The organism is Streptomyces sp. NPDC060205 (assembly GCF_042728395.1).
Lineage (GTDB): Bacteria > Actinomycetota > Actinomycetes > Streptomycetales > Streptomycetaceae > Streptomyces.
Genome location: NZ_JBHWZP010000001.1, coordinates 35,825 through 62,285 on the forward strand (window position 1 = coordinate 35,825; position 26,461 = coordinate 62,285).

Genomic DNA, 26,461 nt, shown 5'->3' on the forward strand with positions numbered 1-26,461 from the left:
GGGGAACTCCCTCGTTCCTGTTGCCACGTGACGTGCTATGTGACGGGCTACTTGACGGCGATCGGGTTCACGGGGGAGCCGACCGCGCCGGTGATGGGCAGCGGCGCGGCGGTGAGCCAGAACTCGTACACGCCGTCGGCCGCGCAGTCCCGCGCGAGTGCGTCCAGGTCCCACATCTCGCCGATCAGCAGGCCGATGTGCGGGATGGCCACCTGGTGCAGCGGCTGGAAGGCGTGCGCGAACTCGTTGGGCCGTACCTCGAAGCCCCAGGTGTCGGTGGCGAGCGCCGCGATCTCACTGCCGTGCAGCCAGCCGGCCGTGGTGAAGGACAGGCCGGGCGCGGGACCGCCGGCGTAGTCGCCCCAGCCGTCGCGGCGGGCCCGGGCGAGCTGCCCGGTGCGTACGAGCACGATGTCGCCGCGGCCGATCACGACCCCCTGGGCCTCGGCGGTCGCCACCAGGTGGGCCTCGGTGACGGCGAACCCGTCGGGCAGCTCGCCGACCGCACCGGCCGTCCCGGCCACCCCATCCGTGCCGCCCACGCCGTCCGCGCGGCCGACGTCCAGGAGCACGCCGCGTCCGGCGACCTGCGACGCCATGTGCTCGATGCCGGTCACCAGATCGCCGTCGGAGGTGACGACCCGCTCCGCCGGGCGCCCGTTCCACGCCTTGCCGTGGTCGAAGATGTGCCCGAGCCCGTCCCACTGCGTGGAGCACTGCAGCGGCATGGCGATCACGTCGTCGGCGCCGCCGATGCCGTGCGGGAAGCCCTGGTTGCCGAGCGCGGCGTCGGTGCCGGTGTCCAGCATGGTGTGCACGGGATTGGTGCGCCGCCGCCAGCCCTTCTGCGGGCCGTTCATGTCGAAGCGCTGGGAGAGCGAGAAGCTGACACCCCTGCGCACCAGCGCGGCACCCTCGCGGCGCTTGGCCTCGTCGAGGTGGTTCAGGGTGCCGAGCACGTCGTCCGCACCCCAACGGCCCCAGTTGGAGTACGCCTTGGCCGCCCGCGCGATCGTGCCCTCCGGGTCGGTCGGGTCCAGGTTCACCGGGCCGCCTCCGCGACACAACGGGTGCGCTGGGCGCCGAGACCGGTGATGGAGCCGTCCATGACGTCGCCGTCGCGCAGCAGCCGTCCGTGATGCATGCCGTTGCCCGCCGGGGAACCGGTCAACACCAGATCTCCGGGCAGGAGTTCGGCGGTCCGGGAGGCGTAGGACACCATCCGGGCGACGTCGAAGAGCATGTCCCCGGTGGACTCGTCCTGCATGGTCTCGCCGTTCAGCCTGAGCACCAGACGCAGATCGCCGGGGTCCGCGACGGACGCGGCGGGCACGAGCCAGGGTCCGAGCGGGGTGAAGCCGGGCGCGTTCTTGCTGCGCAGCCAGTCGGTACCGATCTGCGGCATGTCCCGGCGGAAGACGGTGGCCCGGTCGGTGAGGTCGTTGGCGATCGTGTACCCGGCGACATGGTCCAGCGCCTCCTCGACCGACACCTGATGGGCGGGCCGGCCGATCACGGCGGCCAACTCCAGCTCCCAGTCCGGTTTCTCGGCCCACGAGGGCAGCACGACCTCGTCGTACGGGCCCGTGATCGCGCTCGGCAGCCCGATGAAGACGTACGGCAGGTCCTCTATCGCCCGGCGGTCCATGATCTCGGCGGCCTCGGCGCGCCGCTCCTCCTCCGGCCGCTCGTCGGCCGGATCGCGGTGCGCGACATGCAGGTCGATGACGTGCTGCCGGTAGTTGGCGCCGGACTGGAACACCTGACGCGGCTCGACCGGCGCGTGCACCCGGAAGTCCGCGAGCGGCCCGCTCCTCGGACCCCCCTGGTCGGCCAGCGCCGACAGCCGCTCCAGCGCCCTGTCCCAGTCCTCCAGGAGAGCGCGGACGGTCAGGCGCTCGTCGCCGAAGGCGCTTCTCAGGTCGAGCACCTGGGCGTCCGCCGTGACGAGGGCGGGGAAGGGCGGCCCGTCGGGGTGCGAGAGCGTGGCGAGGGCGAAACGTCCGGCGAAGGGTGCGGACGCGGCTTCGGGTTTCACGGACATGTCCTCCTGATTGCGGTGGGACCAATCTGGACCTGCCACCCGCGATCAGGGAAATAGATTGTGTGGATGACAAGCATCCACGCCGTTTATTTCTCCCTGGTCAGCGCCGTACTGTCAGGCGTGCTGCCAGCGGATCCGTCCAGGAAGACGCCAAGGGGAACGCCGTGAATCTGGCCCGTCTCGACCTCAACCTCGTCGTCGCTCTGCGCGCACTGCTGGAGGAGCGCAACGTCACCCGCGCCGGGGAGCGCATCGGGCTCAGCCAGCCGGCCATGAGCGCCGCCCTCGCCCGGCTGCGCCGCCACTTCGACGACGACCTGCTGGCACGGGTCGGCGCCCACTACGAGCTCACCGCCCTCGGCCAGGTGCTCCTGGACCGCACCTCCACCGCATACGACCTGCTGGAACGCCTCTTCGCCAGCCAGGCCCACTTCGACCCGGCCAAGGAGAGCCGCGAGTTCAGGCTGATGGCGTCCGACTACGCCGTCGCCGTCTTCGGCACCGAACTGGCCCGTGTCGTCCACGAGGAGGCCCCCGGTATCAGGCTGCGCTTCAGCCAGACACCGCCCACGGTGGTAGACGACACGGCCACCCTGCTCAGTGCCACTGACGGCCTGCTCATGCCGCACGGTGTCGTCAGCGGCTTCCCGGCCACCGACCTGTACGAGGACCGCTGGGTCTTCGTCGTGTCCGCGGACCACCCCGGCGTCGGGGACCGGCTCACCCGCGCGGATCTGGCGCGGCTGCCCTGGGTGACGTATCAGCGCACCTACGACTCCCCGGCCGTGCGCCAGCTCGGCATGCTCGGCATCGAGCCGCGCGTCGAGGTCTCCGTCGACAGCTTCCAGCTGCTGCCGCTGCTGGTCGCGGGCACCCGGCGCATCGCACTGGTCCAGGCACGCCTGGCCCGCCTCCTCACCCCCCTGGCCGCCGTCCGCGTGGTGCCACCCCCGTACGAGGCGGTCCCCCTCCGCGAGGCCCTGTGGTGGCACCCGGTACACACCCACGACGCGGCCCACATCTGGCTACGCGAGACAGCGGCAAGGGTGGGCAGGGGCTTGGCGGGCAAGCCGAGGGTCTGAGCAGGTCCGCGCCCCGTAAGGGGCGCGGGGAACTGCGCGGGCAACCGAGACGCACCCGCACCCGAAGTCCGGCCCTTTAGGGGCGCGGGGAACTGCGCGGGCAACCACGACGCACCCGCACCCGACAACCCACCCAACACCCCCTTCGCTGACAGCCATGTCACCCGTCAAGCCGGGACGCCGTCGTCGTCCACCTCTTCCACGGGCGGCATAAAAGCCCGCAACCACCGCTCCGTCTGCGCGACATGCGCCTCCGCCGCCCCCGCCGCCGCCCCGGGGTCCCGGTCGGCGATCGCGGTGGCCAGCACCCGATGATCCGCATCGCTCTTGCGCCGCAGCTCCGGCCCCTCGGGCAGCGTGAAGATCTGGTACTTGCGCGACCGGGCGCGAAAGACCGCGAGCAGCGACGCCAGCGTCGGATTCTCGGCGGCCCGCGCGATCTCCGCGTGGAAGCGGTGGTCGAGGTCCGAGGCCTCGGAGGGATCCTCGGTCGCCTCCATTGCCTCGATGAGGGAGAAGAGCGACGTCACCGTCTCGGGCGTCCGCCGCGCCGCGGCCTTGGCCGCGACATGCGCCTCCAGCACCCGCCGGATCTCGTACACCTCCAACAGGCCGGTCAGCGGAAGGAGTTCGAGGGTCAGCGAGAGGCTGCCGATGATGTCCTCGGGCCTGAGCTGGGACACGTAGGTGCCCGAGCCGTGCCGTGGTTCGACCACGCCCAGGGCCGAGAGCATCCGTACGGCCTCACGCAACGGGCCCCTGGAGACACCGAGTTCCTCGCCCAGCTCGGCCTCGGGCGGAATGCGTTCGCCCGGCCCGAGCCGCCCCGTCGCGATCATGTGGCGCAGGCCGTGGAACGCCCTGTCGACTGCGGACATCCGATTCCTCCCGTGGCGGGCCGGCGGCAGCACCGTAACCCTCGGGCACTCTAGCGACTCCGAGTCGTCAGATGTCTCCGATGTATCGGTCGAAAGTCATCTGATGACTATCGCTGCACACCTCTTGCGTGGCGCAAAAATGCCGTGCAGGATGCCGAGTCATCATACGTGTCCCACCCGATGTCAGATGTCTGCGCACTGCGGACGCGATATCGGCGGGCACTCGGGTTCGGTAGATGTGGAGTGATGTGAGCGAGACCGAGGTCACCACCGCCCCGCGTCCCTTGCTGCTGGCGGACGGCCGCCCCGCGGCGCGGGCGTGGTCGCTGGACCCCGTCATGAAGCACCTCAACCATGGCTCGTTCGGAGCGGTCCCCCTGGTGGCCCAGGAGCGGCAGAACGAGTTCCGGGCCGAGATGGACAGCTCCCCGGTGGTGTGGTTCCCGGCCCTGCCGCAGCGGATAGCCGCCGCCCGGATCGACCTCGCGGCCTTCCTGCGGGTCGCCCCGGACGACGTGGCCCTGGTGCCGAACGCGAGCGCAGGAATCAGCGTCGTGTTCGCCTCGCTCCAGCGGCGCCGCGGCGGCGCGATCGTCGTCACCGACCACGGTTACGGCGCGGTCACCATGGGCGCCGAGCGGCTCGCCAGGCGCTGGGGCGGCGAGGTGCGTACCGCCAGGGTGCCGCTGGGGGCGAGCGAGGAGGAGGCGTACGAGGCCGTGATGGCCGCGGTCGACGAGGACACCGATCTGATCGTCCTCGACCAGATCACCTCCGCCACCGCCCGCCGGCTGCCGGTGGAGCTGGTCGGCGCGGAGGCCCGGCGGCGCGGTATCCCGCTCCTGGTGGACGCCGCGCACGCCCCCGGTCTGATCGAGGCCCCGCTGGAGGGTCTGACCTGCGACTTCTGGGTCGGCAACCTGCACAAGTGGGGCTGCACGCCGCGCGGCACCGCCACGCTGGTCGCCCGCGGCGAGCTGCGCGAGGAGCTGTACCCCCTCATCGACTCGTGGGGCGCCGCCGACCCGTACCCCGACCGCTTCGACCAGCAGGGCACGATCGACGCCACCGGCTATCTCGCGGCCCCGTCGGCCCTGGACTTCGTCGAGAGCACGTGGGGCTGGGACACCGCCCGCCGCTACATGGACGACCTGGCGGGCTACGGCGAGCGCGTCATCGGCGCCGCCTTCGCCTCACTGACCGGTGTCACCGGCACGGTCGACGTGGGCATGCCGGTCCCTGGCATGCGGCTGGTACGCCTGCCGGACGGGCTGGCCGGCACCCGCATCGAAGCCGACGCGCTGCGCGACCGGGCCGCCCGCGAACTCGGCGTGGAGGCGGCCTTCACCAGCTTCGACGGCATCGGCTACATGCGGCTGTCCGCGCACGTCTACAACACCGCGGCCGACTACGAGTACTTCGCCGAGGACTGCGTCCCCCTCCTCGGCCGCTGGGCCCGCTCGGCCCGCGAACAACCGGGCGCGGCATAGACACCCCCCCCGGCACTCCGCACCCAGCAGCACCCCGCACCCCGCACCCCGCACCCCGCACCAGACATCAGCACCCCGCACTTTCCCCGGCGCTCCGTAACGCCTGTCCCCGGCACAGCAGCACAGAAAGAGGTCGGCACGATGAGAAGAAGGACGGCAGCTCTCGCCCTCGGCACCGCCGCCACGATGGTCCTGACCGGCTGTAGCAGCATGAGCGGCTCCGCGGCCGACGGCACGGTCACCCTCAACATGGTGGAGAGCCTGACGAACCCCGCCCGTACGGACCTGATCAAGGGCCTGATAGCGGACTTCCAGAAGCAGAACCCGAAGATCAAGGTCAACCTGATCTCGCCGCCCACCGAGCAGGCCGACCAGAAGATCCAGCAGATGCTCCAGTCCGGCAGCGGGGTCGACACCCTCGAAGTACGGGACACGACCGTCGGACCCTGGTCGAACAACGGCTGGATCTACGACATGAAGAAGGACCTCACCGGCTGGAAGGGCTGGGAGGCGATGACGGAGAACGCCGTCAAGGCATCCCAGGACGCCAAGGGCAGGACGTACTTCGTCCCGTACGGCTTCTACGGTCTGAGCGTCTTCTACCGCACCGACCTGATCAAGGAGGCCGGCTTCAGCAAGCCGCCGGCCACCTGGGACGACCTGCTGGAGCAGGCCTCGGCCATCCACGACCCGGGCAAGCGCAAGTACGGGTACGCCTTCCGCGGCGGCGCCAACGCCCAGGGCAACGCCACCGCCATCATCGAGGCGTACGTCGCCGACGAGATCGACGCGGCCGACGGCTTCAAGCTGAAGAGCGGTAAGACGATCTTCTCCGCGCCCGAGGCGCTCGACGCGATGCAGACCTACCTCAAGCTCTTCAAGGAGGCGTCCCCGAAGTCGTCCGTCTCCTGGGGCTACCCGGAGATGGTCGAGGGCTTCTCGAACGGCTCGACGGCCTTCCTGCTGCAGGACCCCGAGGTCATCGCCACCGTCTCGGAGTCCAAGTCCATCAAGAAGGACCAGTGGAGCACCGCCCCGCTGGTGGCGGGCCCCAGCGGCAAGACCGTACAGCCGCTGGCCACCGCCGGATGGGGCGTCGCCAAGGGCAGCAAGCACAAGAAGGAAGCGGTCAAGCTGGTCGAGTTCCTCTCCGAGGGGGAGGCGTCGACGGACTTCACCAAGACGAACAGCCTGGTGCCGATCCTCAAGTCGGCCGCCGACGACCCGTTCTACAAGACCGGCCCGTGGTCCAGCTACGTCACCATGACGGAGAACCCGGACACCTACCTCAACGTCAGCCAGCCGCGCGGTGTCGCCTGGTGGGCCGAGTGGCAGCAGCGGGCCGACGCCGACATCCAGAAGATGGTCCTCGGCAAGACGACGCCCAAGGAACTGCTGGCCGGCTGGGACACGTACTGGACCGAGAAGCGGCAGCAGGAGAACTAGTCATGCCCACCGCGTCCGAAACGACGTCCACGACGCAGACGGCGAAGACAGCTTCGGCGGGGGCCTCCGGCAACGGGGGCTCCCGGCCCGTCCGCAAGGTACAGCCAGGCCGCCGCAAGCCCGAGTTCACCGCGCGGCGCGGGTTCCTCATCACCCTCTTCATGGCCCCGGCCGCGATCTTCGTGGCGGTCTTCACGTACTACCCGATGATCGCCGGCAGCCAGATGGCCTTCCGGCACTGGAACCTGACGGACCTGACCGACACCTCGTGGGTAGGCCTGCAGAACTTCCGCGACGTCTTCGCCGACCCCGCCTGGGGCACCGTACTGAGCAACACCGCCATCTGGGTGTTCGGCTCGATCGTGCCCCAGCTGGTCATCGGCTTCGCTCTCGCGCTGTGGCTGCGCCGCAGGTTCCGCTTCCGAGGCCTCTACCAGGCGCTCATCTTCTTCCCCTGGGCGATCTCCGGCTTCCTCATCGGCATCCTGTTCCGCTGGATGTTCAACAGCGAGTTCGGCGTCGTCAACGACCTGCTCCAGAAGGTCGGGGTGATCGACGAGCCGGTCGCCTGGCTGGCCGACCCGAAGACCGCGATGTTCGCCGTCGTGGTCGCCAACATCTGGTACGGGGTCACCTTCTTCACGATCATGATCCTCGCCGCGCTGCAGTCCATCCCCGAGGAGCTGTACGAGGCCTCGGCCCTGGACGGCGCCGGCAAGGTGCGCACGCTCTTCCAGATCACCATTCCGTACATCCGGGTCACCCTCGCGCTGACCGTGCTGCTGCGCGTCATCTGGATCTTCAACTTCCCCGACCTGATCTTCGGGATGACCGGCGGCGGACCGAACAACGAGACGCACATCGTGACCACGTGGATGATCAAGATCACGCAGCAGGGCGACTACGGCAGGGCCTCCGCGCTCGGTCTCATCGTCGTCGCGACGCTGCTGGTGTTCGCGGTCTTCTTCCTCCTGGCCACACGCGAGAAGCGAGAGGTGAAGCCGTGATCGGCAAGGAGTCCACGGCGGGCCGGGCCACCAAGTTCACCTTCCTGGGGCTGTGGCTGGTCTTCACCGTCTTCCCCCTCTACTGGATCACCATCACCTCGCTCAAGGCGCCCGGGGACATCTTCGCCTTCCCGATCGCCTACTGGCCCGAGCACTTCTCGCTGGAGAACTACAGCGGACTGTTCGGCAAGGCCGACTTCGGCGTCTACCTCACCAACAGCCTCATCGTGGCGACCGTCGCCGCCGCGATCGCCACCGTCATCTCGATGCTGTCGGCGTACGTACTGGCCCGCTTCGAGTTCCGTACGAAGTCGGCGCTGCTGATGGCCGCCCTGGTGACCCAGATGATCCCGACGTTCATCGCGCTGGGGCCGCTGTACCTGCTGATGACCGACCTCAAGATGGTCGACAACCGGCTCGGGCTCATCCTCGTCTACATCGCGGTCTGCATCCCGTTCTGCACGGTGATGCTCCGGGGCTTCTTCGAGAACATCCCGGACGCGCTGGAGGAGGCCGCGATGATCGACGGCCTGTCCCGGTTCGGGGCGCTGTTCCGGGTGCTGCTGCCGGTGATGCGGCCCGGGATCATCGCGGCGTTCATCTTCAACTTCGTCAACTGCTGGAACGAGCTGTTCCTGTCGGTGACGCTGATGAACAGCGACAGCAACAAGACCGTGCCGACGGCCCTGAACGGGTTCATCTCCAGCTTCAACATCGACTGGGGCTCGATGTCCGCGGCGGCGGTCCTGACCATCCTGCCCACGATGGTGCTGTTCGCCTTCGCCAGCCGGCACATCGTCCAGGGGCTCACGGCGGGGGCGGTGAAGGGCTGAGGGGCGGTGCCGGGCTCGCAGCCGGCCGGCCGGACCCCCGCGGCCCGACGGTCACGGCCGGACGGTGGCGCCACGGGAACTTTTCTTCCGTCCCTCGGAGTGGGAACGACATGGAACCGGGCTGATGATCACATACTTTACCTCGACGTCACGGTAGCGATCGACGTCTACCGCCCCCTGGCAAGGGCGACGGACACAGACGAGACAGACGAGGTAGGGCGCCCGGATGAGCAGCGAGCACATGCAGATCGGCGAGGTCGGCGCGCGCACGGAACTGGCGCTGCGCACGATCCGCCACTACGAGGCGACCGGCCTGGTCTCCCCCTCCGCCTGCTCCCAGGGCGGCTTCCGCCTCTACACCAGGGAGGACGTCGCGCGGCTGAAGGCGATCCGCCGTATGCAGCCGCTCGACTTCTCCCTGGAGCAGATGCGCGACCTGCTGGCCGTCACCGATCGCCTCGACTCCGACGAGGAGATGACGGCGTACGAGCGGCAGTCCCTGCTGCGGCGCGTCCGCGAGTACGAGGAGCACGCCGTCTGGCAGGTGGAGAAGCTGCGCGCGCAGCTGACGGAGGCGGAGGAGTTCGCCCAGACGCTCCGCAAGCGCCTGAGCCGGGACCGCGACCGGGATCGGGACCGCGGGCGGGACCGGAACCGCGACCGGGATCGCGACCGGGCCACCACGGCCTGAGCCCGCTGCGCCGCTACTCGAACGCGCACCCGGGGTTGGGGGCGTCCTCGGAGAAGGGGGCGCCGTGCGGCAGGACGTACAGCACGGTCAGGACGACCGGTGTGTTCCCCAGGTTGCGGCCTATGTGGACGTTGCCGGGACCGGCCGGTTCCTGGACGGTGCTGCCCTGCGGATACACGCCGTCCGAGGCGCACGTGGAGTCGAAGTGACTGAGCGTGCCCTGCTTCACGTACGCGTAGAGCGGGCCGTCGTGGTAGTGCCAGCCGGTGGCCTGGCCGGGCGGCACGGTGATCTCCCGGACGACGTAGTCCGTGCCGCCGACCGTCTTCTGGGCGATCAGCGTGCCGGTCACCCCGGGTCCCGGCGGGGTCGCGTGGGCCGTTCCCCCGGCCAGGACGGTGACGGCGGCGACCGCGCCGACCACCGCGGTGCGGAACGAGGTACGCATGGGCAGGGCCTCCAGGTTCATGGGCTGTCGTGACGACGTGCCGCAGTGAACATAGAGGCGAATGCCGCCTGTTGGTGCGACAATCCGCGAACTCGCTTGGCACAGCGCGCAGTTGACGGTGGCCGGCCGTGCGATCAGTCCAGGACGCGCAGACGCCAGGCGCCCACGTCGTCGCAGGCCCAGGCCTTGGCCCAGCCAAGGGAGACATAGAGCTTCCCCCAGGCCTGGCACTCCGAGAGCGTCTCGTAGTAGCCGATCGTGCGCCATACGGCGGCGGCCGAGACCTCCGCGGTCGGCCTGCCCCGCTCGCCCGCCCCGGACGTCGCCGCGGTGGCGATGCCCGCTCCCGCGAGGCTGATTCCGATGGTCACCGCGACAGCGGCGATGCAGTTCCTGAACACGTCCACCTCCAGTAGTGACTCTCACCCAAGGGTGCGCGCCACGACCGGACCTGTCCTTACGCGTGAGCGCACAGCTCTTTCGTCTCCGCGCACTGCCGGCGGAACTCGCGCGGGGACAGGCCGTAGGCGCCGCGGAACACCTGACTGAAGTGCGCGGGACTGGCGAACCCCCACCCGGCGGCGATCGCGCCGATCGGCCGGGCGGCCAGCCGGGCGTCGGCGAGGTCGCGCCGGCACTGCTCCAGACGGCGCTCACGGACCCAGCCGGCGACGGTGTGCCCCTCCTCGTGGAACAGCTTGTGCAGATAGCGCAGCGAGATGTGGTGCGCCGCCGCGATCATGTCCGGGGCCAGGCGCGCATCGCCCAGGTTCTCCCGGATGAAGGCATGGATCCGGGCCATGAGCGCACGCCGCGCGGTGTGGGACGGCACCGCGCTGCGGGCATCCAGCGCGTTGGCCAGCGCGGCCGTCAGCACATCGAGGGTGAGGGTGGACAGCCTGGCGGTGTCGGCGGGACTGAGCTCCCTCATACGGCGCGCCAGCTGCATCAGGAAGTGCGAGGACAGCGCGCCGACACCCGTCCCGCCCGGGATGCGCACCGCGCTCAGCCGCCGCACGTCCCGGTGGGGCAGCGGAAGCAGGGAGCGCGGGAAGCGCAGGAGCAGCAGCTGTTGGCTTCCCGGGACGTCCGGCGCGAACCCGGCGAGGTAGGGGCGGGAGGGGTCGAACAGGATCAGGTCCCCGACACCGAAATCCGTGCACCGGCCGTCCTGGGTGATCCTGCCGCCGCCGCGCACGATGCAGCCCAGCTTGAACACCTCGGGATCCGCCTGGCGAATGAGCTTCGGCGTGCGATGCACCGAGTGCGCCAGCGTGGTCATCAACGTCGCCTGCACCGAGCCGAGTTGACTGATGCCCACCTGTGCCCGGAACGCTCCCGCCACCCGCCGCTCGCAGTGTGCCTCATAGGGCACCCAGAGCTTCGAACTCACCTCGCGCCAGAAGCCGAACCTCTCCTGTGGCGGCACCTCCGCGGTACTGACCACGTCCATGACTCACCCCCCCCCCGTGAGGTCCGCGCCCCGTGACCGGCGCGGACTGCTGTCCGCCGACCGTGTCGCCCTGCCGTGGCGGGGCGAGCGCCGGCACGTTCAGGTCTAGCAGCTCCAGGTTTGTTCGAGCCCGGCATTTTGGCGACAGCCGAATAGCCCAGGTCAGGGCGGGCCGGGAGCCGGGGGTCCGCGCCCGTGCTCCCGGTCCGCCGCGTGGATCAGGACGCGGACAGCTCCGTGCGGACCGTGCGGGCCGCGGCGACCAGGTTCTCCAGGGACGCGCGGGTCTCGGACCAGCCGCGGGTCTTCAGGCCGCAGTCGGGGTTGACCCAGAGGCGCTCGGCGGGGATGGCCTCAAGTCCCTTGCGCAGCAGGGCCGCTGCCTCGTCCGTGCTCGGCACCCGGGGTGAGTGGATGTCGTACACGCCGGGTCCGGCCTCGCGCGGATAGCCGTGTCCGGCCAGTTCCCGGGCGACCTGCATATGGGATCGTGCCGCTTCCAGGCTGATGACATCGGCGTCGAGGTCGTCGATGGCCTGCACGATGTCACCGAACTCGGCGTAGCACATGTGCGTGTGGATCTGGGTGTCCGGGCGTACGCCCGCGGTGCTGAGGCGGAACGCCTCGGTGGCCCACGCCAGATACGCCGGACGGTCCGCGGCGCGCAGCGGCAGCGTCTCGCGCAGGGCGGGTTCGTCGACCTGGATGACCGAGGTCCCGGCCGCCTCAAGGTCGTTCACCTCGTCGCGCAGGGCGAGCGCGACCTGGCGGGCGGTGTCGCCGAGCGGCTGGTCGTCACGGACGAAGGACCAGGCGAGCATGGTGACGGGCCCGGTCAGCATGCCCTTGACCGGCTTGGCGGTGAGCGACTGGGCGTACGTCGTCCAGCGCACCGTCATGGGTTCGGGGCGGGAGATGTCTCCGGCCAGGATCGGCGGCCGGACGTACCGTGTGCCGTAGGACTGGACCCAGCCGTGCTGGGTGGCCAGGTAGCCGGTGAGCTGTTCGGCGAAGTACTGGACCATGTCGTTGCGTTCGGGCTCGCCGTGCACGAGCACATCGAGGCCGGTCTTCTCCTGGAACGAGATCACCTCGCCGATCTCGGCCCTGATGCGCTCCTCGTACCCGGCGCTGTCGATCCGCCCGGCGCGCAGGTCGGCCCGTGCCGTGCGCAGTTCCGTCGTCTGGGGGAACGAGCCGATGGTGGTGGTCGGCAGCAGCGGCAGGCCGAGATGGGCGCGCTGGGCCGCGGCCCGTTCGGTGTACGGCCGCGAGCGGCGGGCGTCGGCGTCCGTGACGGCGGCGGCCCGGGCCCGTACGGCGGGGTCGCGGGTGATCGCGGACCCGGCGCGGGAGGCCAGGTCGGCCCGGTTGGCGGCGAGTTCGGCGGCGATCGCGCCGGTGCCGCCCGCGAGCCCCTTGGCGAGAGTGACGATCTCGCCGGTCTTCTGCCGGGCGAAGGCGAGCCAGCGGCGGATCTGCGGCTCGATGTCGCGTTCGGCGGTGGCGTCGAGGGGGACGTGGAGGAGGGAGCAGGAGGCGGCCACGTCGACGCGGTCGGCCAGGCCGAGCAGGGTGCCGAGGGTGGCGAGGGATGCCTCCAGATCGTTGACCCAGATGTTGCGGCCGTTGACCACTCCGGCGATCAGACGCTTGCCGGGCAGTCCGCCCACGGCGGCGAGCGCGTCCAGGTTGGCCGCGGCGGCCTCGGTGAAGTCCAGTGCCAGACCTTCCACCGGTGCCTTGGCCAGCACCGGCAGGGCGTCGCCGAGGCGGTCGAAGTAGGACGCCACCAGCAGCTTCGGACGGTCGGTCAGAGCGCCGAGATCCCGGTAGGCGCGGGTGGCCGCGGTCAGCTCGGCCGGTGTGCGGTCCTGCACCAGAGCGGGCTCGTCGAGCTGGACCCACTCCGCCCCCGCGGCGCGCAGATCGGCGACGATCTCGGCGTACACGGGCAGCAGCCGGTCGATGAGGGTGAGCGGGTCGAAGTCGGCGGCGACACCCGGCGCGGGCTTGGCGAGCAGGAGATAGGTGACGGGTCCGACGAGGACGGGACGTGCGGTGAGCCCGAGCGCGAGGGCTTCCTTCAACTCCGCGACCTGCTTGCCGGAGTCGGCCGTGAAGACGGTGTCCGGGCCCAACTCGGGCACCAGATAGTGGTAGTTCGTGTCGAACCACTTGGTCATCTCCAGCGGCGCCACGTCCTGGGTGCCGCGCGCCATGGCGAAGTAGCCGTCGAGCGCGTCGGCCTCGACGGCCGCGCGGTGGCGTGCGGGGATCGCACCGACCATGACACCGGCGTCCAGGACGTGGTCGTAGTACGAGAAGTCACCGGTGGGAACCTCATGGATGCCGGCCTCCGCCAGCTGCCGCCAGTTGGCCCGGCGCAGCTCGGCTGCGGTGGCCCGGAGGGTGTCGGCGTCGACCCGGCCCTTCCAGTAGCCCTCGACGGCCTTCTTCAGTTCCCGGTTCTGTCCCTGGCGGGGGTAGCCGTACACGGTGGCCCGTGCCGCCGCGGCTGCGGACTGCGCTGTCACGGAAATCTCCTTCGCGAGATATCTCCCTGGGATCCCGGGACGGGACGCGAGCGCGAAGGGGTGACGGACCGGACGGACTCCGACTCGCGCGCAGAGCGCGGTCGTCCGCTCGGTCAAGTACGCCGACCCGCCCACGAGGTCACCGGGATCTCCGCGCACGAATGGTTCGCGCACGGGCAGTTGGCAGGTCTTCGGACTCGCGGGCACGCCCTCCGTCCGGAGGACACCTACTGGCCGTCGCTTCCCAGACCCGGCCGGGCCCAGTGCGTGTGACGGCGGTCGTTCCCACTCACCGCTGCGGGGCAGTCCCGGATTCCCACCGGGTTCCCTCTTGCGACGCACCCGCCTGGCGGACGGGGCGAACCAGCTGCACCGGCCACCCTACGGGTCCCGGCCCGGTCGTGGAAAACTTTTCAGTGCACGGAGAAGCCGCCGTCGACGAAGACCGACTGACCGGTGACGTACGCGGAGGCGGCGCTCGCCAGGAAGACCGCCGCGCCCGCGAAGTCCTCCGCGAGGCCGTTGCGTCCGACCATCGTGCGCGCCGCCAGGGCCGCCACCTTCTCCGGGTCGGACGACAGACGCCGGTTCAGCGGCGTCATCACGAAGCCCGGCACCAGTGTGTTGACGGTGACCCCGTACGGCGACCAGGCCTCCGCCTGGGAGCGGGCCAGGGACTCCAGCGCCCCCTTCGAGACGCCGTAGGCACCGCTCTGGACGAAGGCGCGGTGTGCCTGCTGCGAGGTGACGTGGATGATCCGCCCGAAGCCCCGCTCGGCCATGCCCGGGCCGAAGCGGCGGCCCAGCAGGAAGGGCGCGTCCAGGTTCAGGGCCATGGTGGTGTCCCAGACCTCGTCGCTCAGCTCACTCATCGGCGGCCGGAGGTTGATCCCCGCGCAGTTGACGAGGATGTCGGGCTCGCCGAAGGCCTCGACCGCCTGCTCGGCGGCCTCGCGCACCCCGTCACGCGTACCGAGATCAGCGCTCACCCGGGCCGCACGGCAACCGAGTGCCTCCAACTCCCGGACCGTTGCGGCCAGTTCCGCTTCCTTGCGCGCCACGACGACCACACTCGCCCCGGCGCGCGCCAGCGCTTCCGCGATGCCCCGCCCGATGCCGGAGCTGCCGCCGGTCACCAGGGCGACCCGGCCGTCCAGGGAGAACAGTTCTGAGAGGTAGCGCTGCGAGTCCATGGCGGCACCCTAGAAGGGCACCGCCGGGGGCGCACCGGCGGGGGTGCGATGCGGCCGCGCGGCGAACGGCCCAGGTCAGGAGCCTGGTCCCAGGTCAGGGGTCTGGTCCAAGGTCAGGGGTCTGTCACGGCGGGCGCCGACCGACCGGCCGGCTTCGTACCCGCCCCGGACCGGACGCCGGCTCAGCCCAGCACCAGCGGCAGCCGCTCGGCGAGGGCGCCCAGCGCGGTCTTCTCCACGTCGGTCGGTGTCCGCCGTCCCGTGCCGATCAGCAGCGCGGCCTTGTCGGAGAACGAGGCCGGGAACGCAGCCCCGGCGATCTGCTCCAGGGACGCGCGAGCCGCCGCCAGGGTCTCGGCGGGCGGCTGGGTGGTCGAGGTCAGCCGGGAGATCAGGTCGAGGTGGTGCAGGGTCGCTTCGAGGACGTACACGGACAGGTAGTCGCCGACGGTCAGCACCTCGTCGCGGGTACCGACGCGGGCGGTGGGATCGGCGAGTCCGGCGGCGCGGCCCGCGGCGGAACCGACGTCGTCGAAGTGGAACTTCAGCAGCTCCGGTTCCCCGTACGCGGCGGCCAGCCGGGGGATCAGCGCGTCCAGGGGATCCTCGCCGGCCGGGGTCCCGCCGAGCTGCCAGTAAGTGACCGCGTCCACGGTCGGTTCGGTGTCGGCGGGGGTGACCAGGGTGATCAGGATGTCCTGGGCGTCGATGACCAGGTGGCACACCAGATCCCGGACGAGCCACCCCGTACAGCCGGACGGCTGCTCGAAGTCCTCGTCCGGGACCTCGGCGACCGCCGTGCGCAGCGCGGTCCAGGCGAGCGAGAAGAGCTTCACCGCGGCACGGTATGCCGGAACATGGCGACGGACAAGCGTATGCGGCGTACACGGACAAACGTAGGCGACGGACGGCGGGTCCTCGCGATCACCAGGCAGGGAGCGCCACCCGGCGGTCGCGCGGACCCCGCCGGGCTCAGCCGCCGGTGAGGACGACCAGTTGCCGGGTCGCCCGGGTCATCGCGACATAGCGGTCGACCGCTCCCGCGACACCCGTCCCGTACGTCTGCGGGTCGACGAGGACGACCAGGTCGAATTCGAGCCCCTTGGACAGTTCCGGCGTCAGCGACCGGACGCGAGGCGTGGACCGGAACGTCGGATCGCCGATCACGCACGCGATCCCGTCCGTGTGCGCGGCGAGCCAGGTGCCGAGGATCGCGTCCCGCTCCGCGACCGAGCCATGGACGACGGGAACGCCGTTGCTGCGGATGGAGGTCGGCACGTTGGCGTCCGGGAGCGCGGCCCTGATGACCGGCTCGGCCTCTGCCATGACCTCCTGCGGGGTCCGGTAGTTGACGCTGAGCGAGGCCACCTCGATCCGGTCGAGCCCGATCCGCTCCAGCCGCTCCCGCCACGACTCGGTGAACCCGTGCCTGGCCTGCGCGCGGTCCCCGACGATGGTGAAGCTCCGGGACGGGCAGCGCAGCAGCAGCATCTGCCACTGCGCGTCGGTCAGCTCCTGGGCCTCGTCGACGACGACGTGCGCGAACGGACCGGCGAGCAGATCCGGTGCGGCGGCGGGCAGTTCGGACTCGTCGACCATGCTGACCTTGGCGTCCTCGCCGCGCAGCATCGTCACCAGGCCCTCGCCGTCGTCACCGTCCGCGCCCGAGTCGGCCGCTGCCGCAATCAGATTGTCGACGACCTGCCCCATGCGCTCGCGCTGGGCGGCGAGGGTGGCCTCGTGGCGCCGCCTGCGCCGCGCCGACTCCGGGTCGCCGAGCCGCTGCCGCGCCGCGTCCAGGATCGGCAGATCGGACACCGTCCACGCCTGCGGCTCCGCGCGCTGCAGCCTGCGTACGTCGTCGGGGCCGAGCCAGGGAGCACACATCCGCAGATAGGCGGGCACCGACCACAGGTCCCCGACGACATCGGCCGCTTCGAGCAGCGGCCAGGCGCGGTCGAGGGCCCCGGTCAGCTCCTCGTCGTGCAGCAGCGCCCTGCGGAACAGATCGAGCGGGATGTCGTCGTCGTGCTTGTCCAGCAGGATCGTGAGCAGGGCCTCCCAGATCTGATCGCGTGCCTCGTTGTGCGGGACGCCTGGGCCCGGCGTCTCGAAGGCTTCCGCCCAGTCCTCGGCGCTCAGCCGGACATCGGCCCAGGGCGTCGAGACGGTCATCCCCTTGGCGGGCGGCTCCTCGTAGAACCTGACAGCCGTCTCGACCGCGCCGACCATGTGCGCGGACGACTTCAGCGCGGCCACCTCCGCGTCGGTCTCGTCCGGCGCTCCGGCCCCCTCGGCGACGAGGTCCCGCAGCGTGCAGGTCTGCACACCCTCCTCCCCGAGGCTGGGCAGGACATCGGCCACGTACGCCAGATACGGCTGGTGCGGGCCGACGAACAGCACTCCGCCCCGGCGGTGACCGAGACGGGGGTCGGAGTAGAGGAGGTAGGCGGACCTGTGCAGGGCAACGACCGTCTTGCCGGTGCCCGGACCGCCGTCGACGACGAGCGCGCCCCGGGATCCGGCGCGGATGATCGCGTCCTGGTCGGCCTGGATGGTGGTCAGCACGTCCCGCATCCGGCTGGAGCGGGTGCTGCCCAGACTGGCGACGAAGGCCGAGTGGTCGTCGAGCGCGGCATGCCCTTCGACTCCGTCGGCGGTTAACACCTCGTCCCAGTAGTCGCTGATCCGGCCGCGGGTCCAGCGGTACCTGCGACGGCTCGCGAGCCCCAGCGGGTTGGCGTGGGTCGCCGCGAAGAACGGCTCCGCCGCGGGGGAGCGCCAGTCGATCAGGAGCCGTCGTCCGTCGCCGTCGGTGAGGCCGAGCCGTCCGATGTACAGGGGCTCGGGGTCGTCCGCGCCGACGATGTGCCCGAGGCACAGGTCCAGGCCGAAGCGGCGCAGGGCTCGCAGCCGGGCGGTCAGCCGGTGGATCTCCGCGTCGCGCTCCATCGCCTCCCGGCCGATGCCGCCGGGTGCTCTGCGCTCGGCGTCCAGCCGGCCGGACAGTTCGGCGATCGCCTGGTCGAGGCTCTCCGCGATGGCCGCGAAGTGCCTCTCGTCGCCGCCGATCAGCAGCGGATCGGCCTTGGGGGAGAGGTGGTCGGGAAGGTCGAACGCGCTCGTGATCAAAGAGTCCATGTCATCGGCTCCTCCCGGTTCGGCATCGCCGCGCGGACCGTCGACCGGCAAAAACGCACGCACTTCGTGAATCACCCTTTTCTGCGGTTACTCGCCTTGAGTGCGAGATTCTGCAGCAGGACGGGGGCCTTGCCGCAAGCCCCCCGGTGCGCTATACGTTGAGAGTGGCAAGGAGTGGTTATTCCTGCTTGCCCTCATCTCCCGCCGCCAGGAAGGGCCTCAGCAGCCCGAGAAGTTCGTCGGGGCGATGCAGCGGAATGATGTGGCCGCAGTCCTCGATGACATGGCCGACGAGATGATCCGCCACAGGCCGTAGCTGCTGTTCCAGCGCCCTGCCCACCGGCCGGGCGCCGATGGCCAGCGTGGGGACGGTCAGCCGCGCCGCACGGACGGCTTCCCGTACCTGCCGGGCGCTCGTGGGCAGTGCGCGGTAGTACGAGAAGGCGCAGCGCAGGGCCTCGGTACCGGTGTACGCGGCCACGAAGGCGTCCCGGAGAGCGGGGCGTACGCCCTGTCCGAGCGTGCCGGCGTCGAGGAACCAGTCGATGTACTCGCCCTCGTGCCCGGTGAGCACGGATTCCGCGAGGCCGGGCGCCGCGTGGAAGCCGAACCACCATGGTGCTCCGTGGGCGAGGAACTTCTCGGCGCCCGGCAGTGTGCCCAACAGGGACTCCATGAGCACGAGTTGCCGGACGAGACCGGGGCGGCGCATGGCGAGCAGGAAGGCCGGCGGGGTGCCCGCGTCGATACCGACCACCGCCGCCGAAGTGACCCCGAGGGCGTCGAGGACGGCTTCGGCGTCGGTCGCGAGCGTGCCGGCGTCGTACCCGCTCTCCTCGCGTGCGCTCGCTCCGAAGCCCCGGAGGTCCGGTGCGATCACCCGGTGGCGGCCGACCAGTGCGGGCAGGACGTCGGTCCACAGTTGCCAGGTGTGCGGGAAGCCGTGGAGCAGCAGGACGGCCGGGCCCTCGCCGGCCAGGGCCACGTTGAGGTCGACGCCGTTGGCCCTGATCCGCCGGAGCTCCACGGCGGGCCCGTCATGAGCGGACCGGGCATCACCGGACGGGCTGGAAGGGCTGGACGGGCTGGACGTACGGCTGGATGTGGCGGGCACATGGACCCCTCGGGTGGTTACCAATGGTGACAACAAAACGATAGGTAAGTACCGTGGGAGGGCCAAGACCGCACTCCTTCCACAGGTGGTGAGCCCGAGGTGACCCCTACGCCCTCGTCGTCCCCGTCGTCCCCGTCGTCCCCGTCGTCCTCGTCCGAGCCGGGTCGTGAGCCAGGCCGGGGAGACCTGTTCTCGCCGCAGTGCCCGACCCGCCGGCTGCTCGACCGGATCGGCACCAAGTGGACGTCGATGGCCGTCAAGGTGCTGGCGGAGGCGTCGCCGGACGAGGTGCGCTTCGCCGAACTGCAGCGCAGGATGGCCGGCGTCTCACAGAAGATGCTGTCGGTCACCCTGCAGAACATGGCCCGGGACGGCCTGGTCGACCGCCGGGTGGAACCGACGGTGCCGCCCCGGGTGCACTACCGGCTGACCCCGCTGGGCCTCTCGCTGGAAGGGCCGCTGGCCATGGTCCGCGCCTGGGCCGAGGAACACATGGCGGAGATCGACCTCGCCAACCGGCGCAGCGAGGAGGGCCCCGGCGGCCCGCTGAGGTGACCGCGAGCGGGGCTCTCCGCGATCCCTGACGACCCCGGTCAGGCCGACCGCAGCTCGAACCAGTCGAAGGCCGCGCTGCCCCCGGTGGCGTACATGCCGAGGACCCGGCCGGTGAAGCCCCCGGCGACCTCGGTGGTCAGGTAGCGGCCGTCGAGTTCGGCGAGGATCTCGAAGCCGCCGCCGTCCGTCTCATAGCCCAGGCGGAGTGTGTCGGGGCCGCCGGCGCGCAGACCGGGCGGGGGAGGCGCGGCCGGGTCGCGGGAGGTGACCGTGGGCGGCAGGACGTCGGAGGTGGTGATGTCGATGCGCAGCCTCAACGGGCCCGCGGGTACGGCCCGTTCGGCGATCGACCGGCTTAGTGGGCCGATCCTGGCGACCGCGCGGACCGTGCCGTCGGCGACCTCCACCGCGTAGTGGTGTGCCTCGTCCAGGCGCACCGCGAGCCCGCCCCGGCCGCCGTCCGAGACCTCGATGAGCGTCCGCGCGGTGCAGTCGGGGTCGCGCTGCCGCCGTCCGACGAAGAGCGCGCCCGGTGTGTCGAGACTGTCCGCGCGGGCGTGCAGGACCAGGTGGCCCGGCCGCTCGTCGAGCCGCACGGCCTCGGGGTCGCTGTGTCGAAGAGACACCCAGCACGGCGCGAGCGCGGGGGAGTCGAAGTCGTCGCGGTCCGCCTCCCGCGGCCAGGGGTGCGGGGTGAGCGCCGGAGCCTGCGCACGCGGTTCCAGTGGTCCGGGCAGTGGCCAGCCGTCCTCCCACCGCACCGGCGCCAGGAACGTCTCCCGGCCCATACCGTGGTACATCGGCGTGTCACCCCGGGGCCTGGTGCCCAGCAGCACCATCCACCAGGTGCCGTCCTGCGCCTGTACGAGATCGCCGTGGCCGGTGTTCTGCACCGGATGGTTCGTACTGCGATGGGACAGGACGGGGTTGGCCGGATGCGCTTCGAAAGGACCCGGCAGTGTGCGCGACCTGGCCACCGACAGGGCGTGACCGCGCTCGGTGCCGCCCTCCGACAGAAGCAGGTACCACCAGTCGTCGATCCGGTAGAGGTGCGGCCCCTCCGGATACTGCAGTCCGCTGCCCGACCACATCGGCACCGGATCGCCCAGCAGTTCGCCGGACTTCGGGTCGATGCGGACCCCTCGGATCCCGCCGTCCGAGAAGACGCACCAGCAGGTTCCGTCCTCCTCCCAGGCCAGGTCCGGGTCGATGCCCGGAATCCCGACCGGTACCGGATCCGACCAGGGTCCCGCCGGGTCCTCGGCGGTCACCAGGATGGTGCCCGCCCCGGCGACCACGGTCGTGATCAGCCAGAACAGTCCGTCGTGGTGGCGCAGCGTGGGCGCGTACACGCCCGTGGAGGCGGGGGCCGTGTCGGGCAGCGCCAGCTGCGACGGCCGGTCCAGCGCATGCCCGATCAGCCGCCAGTGCACCAGGTCCCGGCTGTGCCACAGGGGCACGCCGGGTACGTACTCGAAACTGGACGTCGCCAGGTAGTGGTCGTCGCCGACCCGGCAGATGCTGGGGTCGGGGCTGAAGCCGGGTATGACGGGGTTGTCGAAGTACGTCATGTCCGTCCCTGTGGAGTGCGGCCGCGGGAGTGGTCTCGGGTACCCCTGAGTGGGGCTCCGGGAGCCTACGTCGAAGCGCTTCCGCGGTCACCGCCCTTTCCGGGAATGACGTCGAGGTACGCGGCCTTTCAGGGGCGCGGGGAACTGCGCGCCCAGCCACGACGGACCCGCACGTCTGCGATATCGCCCGGTGCCGGTGCCGGTGCCGGTGCCGGTGGACGTGACGTCCACCGGCCCGGGCTGCGCGTCCGGCCCGCCCGGAGACTCTCAGGACGCCGCGTTCATCAGATCGAGAGCGCTCTGCTGCCGCGCCGCGTCCGTCCTGTCCAGCGGGCCGTACCAGCGCAGGCCGTACTGGTCGAGCGGATTGCGGTCGGCGGCGTAGGCCTGGGCGGCCTGTTTGTTGAGGTAGGCGGTGTACGGGCGGTCGGACAGGACCGCGTTCAGCTTCGCCAGGCCGCGTACGTCGGCGCCCTTGAAGGACGCGCCGTCGGCGCCGCAGTCACCCGACTCGCAGGGGTCCCTGAGGATGCCCGCCGAGGTGTTGAGCTTGCCGGAGACAATGTTGGCGTCGGCGATCCGGCGGGCGGCGGCGAGCACCGAGGAGTCACCCGTGGCCTTGTGCAACTCCACCAGTCCGCCGACGAGTTGGCCCTGGTTGTAGGACCAGACCGTGCTGTCGCCGACCTTGCAGGTGCTCATGCTCAGGCCGTCGCTCACCGTCTGGTCGGCGTTGATCATGCCGGTCCCCTGGAACCAGCTCCAGTCCGCCTTCGCACGCTGAAGGTAGGTGGTGTCGCCCGGGATGCGGTTGTGCAGGGCGGCGTTCAGCTCGATGTACAGAGAGTTGGGGATGGCGTTCTTCACGGTCTTCGCGGTGCTCCACCACACCCCGCCGCCGCAGGTGCTGTCCCAGTAGGACGCCATGTAGTCCGCGTCGGCCCGCGCCGTGGCCAGATAGCGGGGGTCGCCGGTGAGGTCGTACGCCGCGATCCAGGTCAGGCCCCACCAGCCGGTGTCGTCGATGTAGTCGTTGCGGAACTGCCCGTCGGCCGCACCCAGTTGCAGGTCGTACGTGCGGCCGATGGCGTACCGGTAGCTCTGCATGCCGGTGACCCGGATGTTGTCGATGATCGCGTGCAGCGCGTTGGCGGAGTTCCACCAGCCGGTGGTGTCGAACAGGCCGGTGCCGTAGTTGTAGAACTGCATCTGCGCGGTGGCCGCCGCGGTGCGCCGGTCGCCGGCGTTCCAGGTCGAGCGGGCCCACGGTGTGCAGACGATGTCGGTGCGGTCGGCGGCCTTGCCGCAGGCGCGCAGGGCCCCGACGTCGTGGCCCGCCCAGTCGTCGACGTTGTACATCAGCGTCCGCCAGCCCGTCCGGCCCGCCGGGATCTTCGTGGCGCCCAGGCGGCTGTTCGAGGCCCAGGTCCGGCCGCCGTCGTAGGAGCGGTCCAGCCACACCTCGTCCCCGGGGCCGCCGTTGCCGACGGAGGCCCAGCCCATGGCGTCCGCGTCGTTGAAGTGCAGTTCGAACGTCCGCGAGAAGAGCGTGGCGGTGACGGGCCTGCGGTCCTGGCCGCTGAGGGCGGGATCCCGTGCGTCGCAGTACTTGTTGCACACGGTCGCCGCGGGCGCCGCCGCCTTCTCGGGGGCCGCGGCGGAAGCGGAGGCGGCCTGGATCAACAGGGCCGACATCGTTGTCAGAGCGAGGGCGAGAGCTGCGAGTGGCGATCGTCTGGCACGCATGGATGGACTCCCGAAGGCTTGCCGAACACTGCGGTGGGGGCACAGGGGCTGGTCCTGGGAAAGGCTCGGCGTGGACGTTAACCGGAACCGGTTGACGGGTCAATGGCCCGGTTGAATGTTCATGTTCGGCCGCACTCCGCAGCGGACCCGGCGGAGGAAGAAGTCGTGTCGCACCCCTTGACCGGCGCCGTGAAAGCGCCCCACAGTTCTGCTAATGCGCATTACTTATACGCATTAACAAGCTGGTGTCGGCCCTCGGCGGCCGGGTGAGGAGCATGGTGGAGCAGCCCAGGAAGGGCCCCAGGCGTGGGCGGACGCCCGCGGCGACCGGGCGTACGTCCCGGCCGCGGCAGGCGGAGGTCGCCCGGCTGGCCGGAGTGTCCCAGGCCACGGTGTCGCTCGTGCTGTCGGCGAAGGCACAGGGCTCGGCGATCTCGGACGAGACACGGCAGCGGGTGCTCGACGCGGCCCGCAGCCTCGGCTACGTACCGGACCCGGCGGCCCAGCGGCTGGCGGCGGCCCGCAACAACCTGCTCGGCGTCTACAGCTTCACGGCCACCTTCCCGACGGACGTGGAGCACTCCTACTACCCCTTCCTCGTCGGGGTGGAGCGGGAGGCCGCCGCGCGCGGTTACGACCTGGTGCTGTTCACGGGGTCGAGTTCCGGCGGTGCCAAGGCGGCCGGGCCCGAGGCGCTCAACCGGGTCCGGCTCGCGGACGGCTGTCTGTTCCTCGGCCGGCATGTCCCGATCGCCGAGCTGAAGAGGATGGTCGCCGACGGCTTCCCGGTGGTGCACCTCGGCCGCCGCGAGGAACTGGAGGGGCTGTCCTGGGTCGGCGCCGACTACGTGAGCGCCAGCAGCGAAGTGGTCCGGCATCTGGCGTCCTTGGGGCACCGCAGGATCGTCCTCGTTCGTGAAGACGACGACGCGCCCGCCTCCACCGACCGCCAACTGGGCTTCCTGGCGGGGCTGGAGGCGGCCGGACTGCCCGGCGGGTCCGAGGCCGTCTTCCGCTGCGCGGACCCCCGGCGCGAGGTCACTGCCGAACGGCTGCGGAGCTGGCTCGCCGAGGGCGTAACCGCGTTCGTCGCGGAGGAGACCGACACCGGGGGTGCCTGGCGGGCCCTGCACACAGCCGTCGACGAGGCCGGTCTCACCTGCCCGGGCGACCTGTCCCTCGCGCTCCTCGGCAGCCCCCCTTCCGACCTCGCAGGGGATCCGCAGCCCACCGGATTCGACGTGCCACGGCACCAGTTGGGCGCGGCAGCGGTCCGCATGCTGGCAGCGCTCGTGGCGGGGGAGGCGGCGGAGGAACCCCTGGTCGCCTGCGCCTTCCGGGCCGGCGCGACCACCGGGAGCCCACCTGAGGGGCCCTGACGCCGGCGCGCAGCGCACGAGATCAACCAGCGGACGAAGCCAGCAGCCGAGACCAGTAGACGAGCCACCGACCGCACCAGCGGACGAACTACCCGCCGCACCAGCGGACGAACCACCGGCCGCACCAGCGGACGACCACGGCTGAAGCAGCAGCTGAACCACCAGCAAGGAGAAGCGTGATACCGAAAGCCGACATCCTCATCGTGGGCGGCGGGCTCGGCGGCGTGGCCGCCGCGCTGGCGGCCTGCCGGGCCGGACGCACGGTCGTGCTCACCGAGGAGACCGACTGGCTCGGCGGACAGCTCACGTCACAGGCCGTGCCGCCAGACGAGCATCCCTGGGTCGAGCAGTTCGGCACCACCGCCTCGTACCGGCAACTGCGCGACGGCATCCGGCAGTTCTACCGGCAGTGGTATCCGCTGCGCGCCGAGGCACTGGCCCTCACGGACCTCAACCCGGGCGCCGGACGGGTGAGCAAGCTCTGCCATGAACCGCGTGTCGCGCTCGCCGTCATCGAGGCGATGCTCGCGCCCCACCGGGCCGCCGGCCGGTTGACCGTCCTCACCGACCACCGACCCGTCGCGGCCGAGGCCGACAACGATGTCGTACGCTCCGTGACGCTGGAGCACCGCCAGGACAGCGGCCGGCAGGTCACCGTCTCCGCCCGGTACGTCATCGACGCGACCGAGACCGGTGAACTCCTCGACCTCGCGGGCGTCGAGCACGTCACCGGGGCCGAGGCGCGGTCCGCGTACGACGAGCCGCACGCCCCGGACGAGGCCCAGCCGCTCAACCAGCAGGGCATCACCGTGTGCTTCGCGCTCTCCCACCACGAGGGCGAGGACCACACCGTCGAGCGGCCCGCCGACTACGACTTCTGGCGCGCGTACCGGCCCGACTTCTGGCCCGGACCGCTGCTGGGCTTCCAGGCGCCGGACCCCCGCTCGCTGGAGTCCGTACCGCGTACGTTCGAGCCCAACCCGGAGCTGGACCCGCTCGCCGTCAGCGCCGACCAGAGCGCGGACGCCGGGGACAAGGAACTGTGGGGCTTCCGCCGGATCCTGGCGCGCAAACTGCACCGCCCCGGCGCCTTCGACTCCGACATCACCCTCGTCAACTGGCCGCTCAACGACTACTGGCTGAAGCCGCTCGTCGGGGCGGGCGCACAGACCGGCGCCGAAGCGGTCGCCGGGGCACGGCAGTTGTCGCTGTCGGTCCTGTACTGGCTGCAGACCGAGGCGCCCCGCCAGGACGGCGGCACCGGATTTCCGGGCCTGCGTCCGCGCCCGGACGTGACCGGCACCCCGGACGGCCTCGCGAAGGCGCCGTACGTCCGTGAGTCGCGCCGCATCGAGGCCGTCACCACCGTCACCGAGCACGACGTGGCGATCGACCTCGTCGGCCCCTACGGCGGCACCAAGTACCGGGACTCCGTCGGGGTCGGCAACTACCGCATCGACCTGCATCCCTCGACCGGCGGCGACAACTACATCGACATCGGCTCGGTGCCCTTCGAGATCCCGCTGGGCGCACTCGTGCCGAGGCGGGTCCGCAATCTGCTGCCCGCCGGCAAGAACATCGGCACCACCCACATCACCAACGGCTGCTACCGGCTCCACCCCGTGGAGTGGAACATCGGCGAGGTCGCCGGCGCGCTCGCCGCCCACTGCCTGGCCGAGGACGTCGAACCCCACCAGGTGCAGGCCGAGGACAAGCGGTTCGAGGAGTTCGCCCGCGGCCTCGACCGGGCCGGCGTACAGCGCCACTGGCCCGACGTACGGGGCTACTGAGACCGAAGGGAGGGCCGGACCGGCTGCTCGGCCCGCGTCCGGCCCGACCGGTGTTGCGCATGA

Annotated in this window: 22 protein-coding genes and 1 riboswitch; of the genes, 9 read left to right on the plus strand and 13 right to left on the minus strand. The window is 70.9% G+C overall.

Features of this window, described 5'->3' with window-relative positions; translation table 11 throughout:
- Window positions 1-47: 47 nt before the first annotated feature.
- Both ACFWGJ_RS00165 and ACFWGJ_RS00170 read right to left on the minus strand, forming a co-directional pair.
- Complete coding sequence (locus ACFWGJ_RS00165; RefSeq protein ID WP_387319933.1) at window positions 48-1,046, minus strand: cyclase family protein; 999 nt, start codon at window positions 1,044-1,046, stop codon at window positions 48-50.
- On the minus strand, window positions 1,043-2,044 hold the full coding sequence (locus ACFWGJ_RS00170) for a fumarylacetoacetate hydrolase family protein (RefSeq protein ID WP_387319934.1): 1,002 nt from the start codon (window positions 2,042-2,044) through the stop codon (window positions 1,043-1,045). Before ACFWGJ_RS00170 ends, ACFWGJ_RS00165 begins: the two co-directional genes overlap by 4 nt.
- A gap of 164 nt (window positions 2,045-2,208) precedes the next feature.
- Here ACFWGJ_RS00170 and ACFWGJ_RS00175 point away from each other — a divergent pair, with 164 nt between their 5' ends.
- Window positions 2,209-3,126: a LysR family transcriptional regulator gene (locus ACFWGJ_RS00175; protein WP_387319935.1), complete on the plus strand. Its 918-nt coding sequence runs from the start codon at window positions 2,209-2,211 to the stop codon at window positions 3,124-3,126.
- Window positions 3,127-3,293: 167 nt separating this feature from the next.
- Here ACFWGJ_RS00175 and ACFWGJ_RS00180 read toward each other — a convergent pair whose 3' ends face one another.
- Window positions 3,294-4,004: a FadR/GntR family transcriptional regulator gene (locus ACFWGJ_RS00180; protein WP_387319936.1), complete on the minus strand. Its 711-nt coding sequence runs from the start codon at window positions 4,002-4,004 to the stop codon at window positions 3,294-3,296.
- A gap of 248 nt (window positions 4,005-4,252) precedes the next feature.
- Here ACFWGJ_RS00180 and ACFWGJ_RS00185 point away from each other — a divergent pair, with 248 nt between their 5' ends.
- The 5 genes from ACFWGJ_RS00185 to ACFWGJ_RS00205 all read left to right on the plus strand — a co-directional run bounded on the left by ACFWGJ_RS00185 (window position 4,253) and on the right by ACFWGJ_RS00205 (window position 9,471).
- A complete protein-coding gene (locus tag ACFWGJ_RS00185) occupies window positions 4,253-5,494 on the plus strand; it encodes an aminotransferase class V-fold PLP-dependent enzyme (protein WP_387319937.1) in 1,242 nt (413 codons plus the stop codon).
- Between the two features lie 141 nt (window positions 5,495-5,635).
- The gene (locus tag ACFWGJ_RS00190) at window positions 5,636-6,940 is read left to right on the plus strand and encodes an ABC transporter substrate-binding protein (protein WP_387319938.1); all 1,305 of its coding nucleotides are present in this window, start codon (window positions 5,636-5,638) and stop codon (window positions 6,938-6,940) included.
- Between the two features lie 161 nt (window positions 6,941-7,101).
- The gene (locus ACFWGJ_RS00195; RefSeq protein WP_387319980.1) at window positions 7,102-7,947 is read left to right on the plus strand and encodes a carbohydrate ABC transporter permease; all 846 of its coding nucleotides are present in this window, start codon (window positions 7,102-7,104) and stop codon (window positions 7,945-7,947) included.
- Window positions 7,944-8,780 (plus strand): carbohydrate ABC transporter permease, encoded by an 837-nt coding sequence (locus ACFWGJ_RS00200; protein WP_189768570.1) that lies wholly within the window; start codon window positions 7,944-7,946, stop codon window positions 8,778-8,780. Before ACFWGJ_RS00195 ends, ACFWGJ_RS00200 begins: the two co-directional genes overlap by 4 nt.
- A gap of 226 nt (window positions 8,781-9,006) precedes the next feature.
- Complete coding sequence (locus tag ACFWGJ_RS00205) at window positions 9,007-9,471, plus strand: MerR family transcriptional regulator (protein WP_387319939.1); 465 nt, start codon at window positions 9,007-9,009, stop codon at window positions 9,469-9,471.
- Between the two features lie 13 nt (window positions 9,472-9,484).
- On the opposite strand, the gene ACFWGJ_RS00210 is transcribed toward ACFWGJ_RS00205, so the two are convergent.
- The 8 genes from ACFWGJ_RS00210 to ACFWGJ_RS00245 all read right to left on the minus strand — a co-directional run bounded on the left by ACFWGJ_RS00210 (window position 9,485) and on the right by ACFWGJ_RS00245 (window position 19,270).
- On the minus strand, window positions 9,485-9,919 hold the full coding sequence (locus ACFWGJ_RS00210; RefSeq protein ID WP_387319981.1) for a cupin domain-containing protein: 435 nt from the start codon (window positions 9,917-9,919) through the stop codon (window positions 9,485-9,487).
- Between the two features lie 134 nt (window positions 9,920-10,053).
- On the minus strand, window positions 10,054-10,320 hold the full coding sequence (locus ACFWGJ_RS00215; RefSeq protein WP_387319940.1) for a hypothetical protein: 267 nt from the start codon (window positions 10,318-10,320) through the stop codon (window positions 10,054-10,056).
- Window positions 10,321-10,376: 56 nt separating this feature from the next.
- Window positions 10,377-11,372, minus strand: coding sequence for a helix-turn-helix domain-containing protein (locus ACFWGJ_RS00220; RefSeq protein ID WP_387319941.1), 996 nt, complete (start codon window positions 11,370-11,372; stop codon window positions 10,377-10,379).
- Between the two features lie 218 nt (window positions 11,373-11,590).
- Window positions 11,591-13,909: a 5-methyltetrahydropteroyltriglutamate--homocysteine S-methyltransferase gene (gene metE / locus ACFWGJ_RS00225; protein WP_387319942.1), complete on the minus strand. Its 2,319-nt coding sequence runs from the start codon at window positions 13,907-13,909 to the stop codon at window positions 11,591-11,593.
- Window positions 13,910-14,073: 164 nt separating this feature from the next.
- A riboswitch (cobalamin riboswitch) is annotated at window positions 14,074-14,292 on the minus strand.
- A 30-nt stretch (window positions 14,293-14,322) separates the two neighbouring features.
- Window positions 14,323-15,102, minus strand: coding sequence for an SDR family NAD(P)-dependent oxidoreductase (locus tag ACFWGJ_RS00230; protein WP_387319943.1), 780 nt, complete (start codon window positions 15,100-15,102; stop codon window positions 14,323-14,325).
- A 182-nt stretch (window positions 15,103-15,284) separates the two neighbouring features.
- Entirely contained in the window at window positions 15,285-15,938 is a 654-nt protein-coding gene (locus ACFWGJ_RS00235; protein WP_387319944.1) for a maleylpyruvate isomerase N-terminal domain-containing protein, read from the minus strand.
- A gap of 136 nt (window positions 15,939-16,074) precedes the next feature.
- Complete coding sequence (gene helR / locus ACFWGJ_RS00240; RefSeq protein WP_387319945.1) at window positions 16,075-18,243, minus strand: RNA polymerase recycling motor ATPase HelR; 2,169 nt, start codon at window positions 18,241-18,243, stop codon at window positions 16,075-16,077.
- A 178-nt stretch (window positions 18,244-18,421) separates the two neighbouring features.
- Complete coding sequence (locus ACFWGJ_RS00245; RefSeq protein ID WP_387319982.1) at window positions 18,422-19,270, minus strand: alpha/beta fold hydrolase; 849 nt, start codon at window positions 19,268-19,270, stop codon at window positions 18,422-18,424.
- A gap of 273 nt (window positions 19,271-19,543) precedes the next feature.
- Between ACFWGJ_RS00245 and ACFWGJ_RS00250 the strand changes: the two genes are divergently transcribed.
- A complete protein-coding gene (locus ACFWGJ_RS00250) occupies window positions 19,544-19,912 on the plus strand; it encodes a winged helix-turn-helix transcriptional regulator (RefSeq protein ID WP_387319983.1) in 369 nt (122 codons plus the stop codon).
- Window positions 19,913-19,950: 38 nt separating this feature from the next.
- Here the strand turns inward: ACFWGJ_RS00250 and ACFWGJ_RS00255 are convergent, their stop codons facing one another.
- Both ACFWGJ_RS00255 and ACFWGJ_RS00260 read right to left on the minus strand, forming a co-directional pair.
- Complete coding sequence (locus ACFWGJ_RS00255; protein ID WP_387319946.1) at window positions 19,951-21,483, minus strand: glycoside hydrolase family 43 protein; 1,533 nt, start codon at window positions 21,481-21,483, stop codon at window positions 19,951-19,953.
- 267 nt (window positions 21,484-21,750) lie between these two features.
- Window positions 21,751-23,229: a glycoside hydrolase family 76 protein gene (locus ACFWGJ_RS00260; protein WP_387319947.1), complete on the minus strand. Its 1,479-nt coding sequence runs from the start codon at window positions 23,227-23,229 to the stop codon at window positions 21,751-21,753.
- Between the two features lie 275 nt (window positions 23,230-23,504).
- On the opposite strand from ACFWGJ_RS00260, the gene ACFWGJ_RS00265 reads away from it, so the two are divergent.
- On the plus strand, window positions 23,505-24,608 hold the full coding sequence (locus tag ACFWGJ_RS00265) for a LacI family DNA-binding transcriptional regulator (RefSeq protein ID WP_387319948.1): 1,104 nt from the start codon (window positions 23,505-23,507) through the stop codon (window positions 24,606-24,608).
- Between the two features lie 176 nt (window positions 24,609-24,784).
- Window positions 24,785-26,398, plus strand: coding sequence for an FAD-dependent oxidoreductase (locus ACFWGJ_RS00270; RefSeq protein WP_387319949.1), 1,614 nt, complete (start codon window positions 24,785-24,787; stop codon window positions 26,396-26,398).
- The last annotated feature ends 63 nt before the right edge of the window (window positions 26,399-26,461 follow it).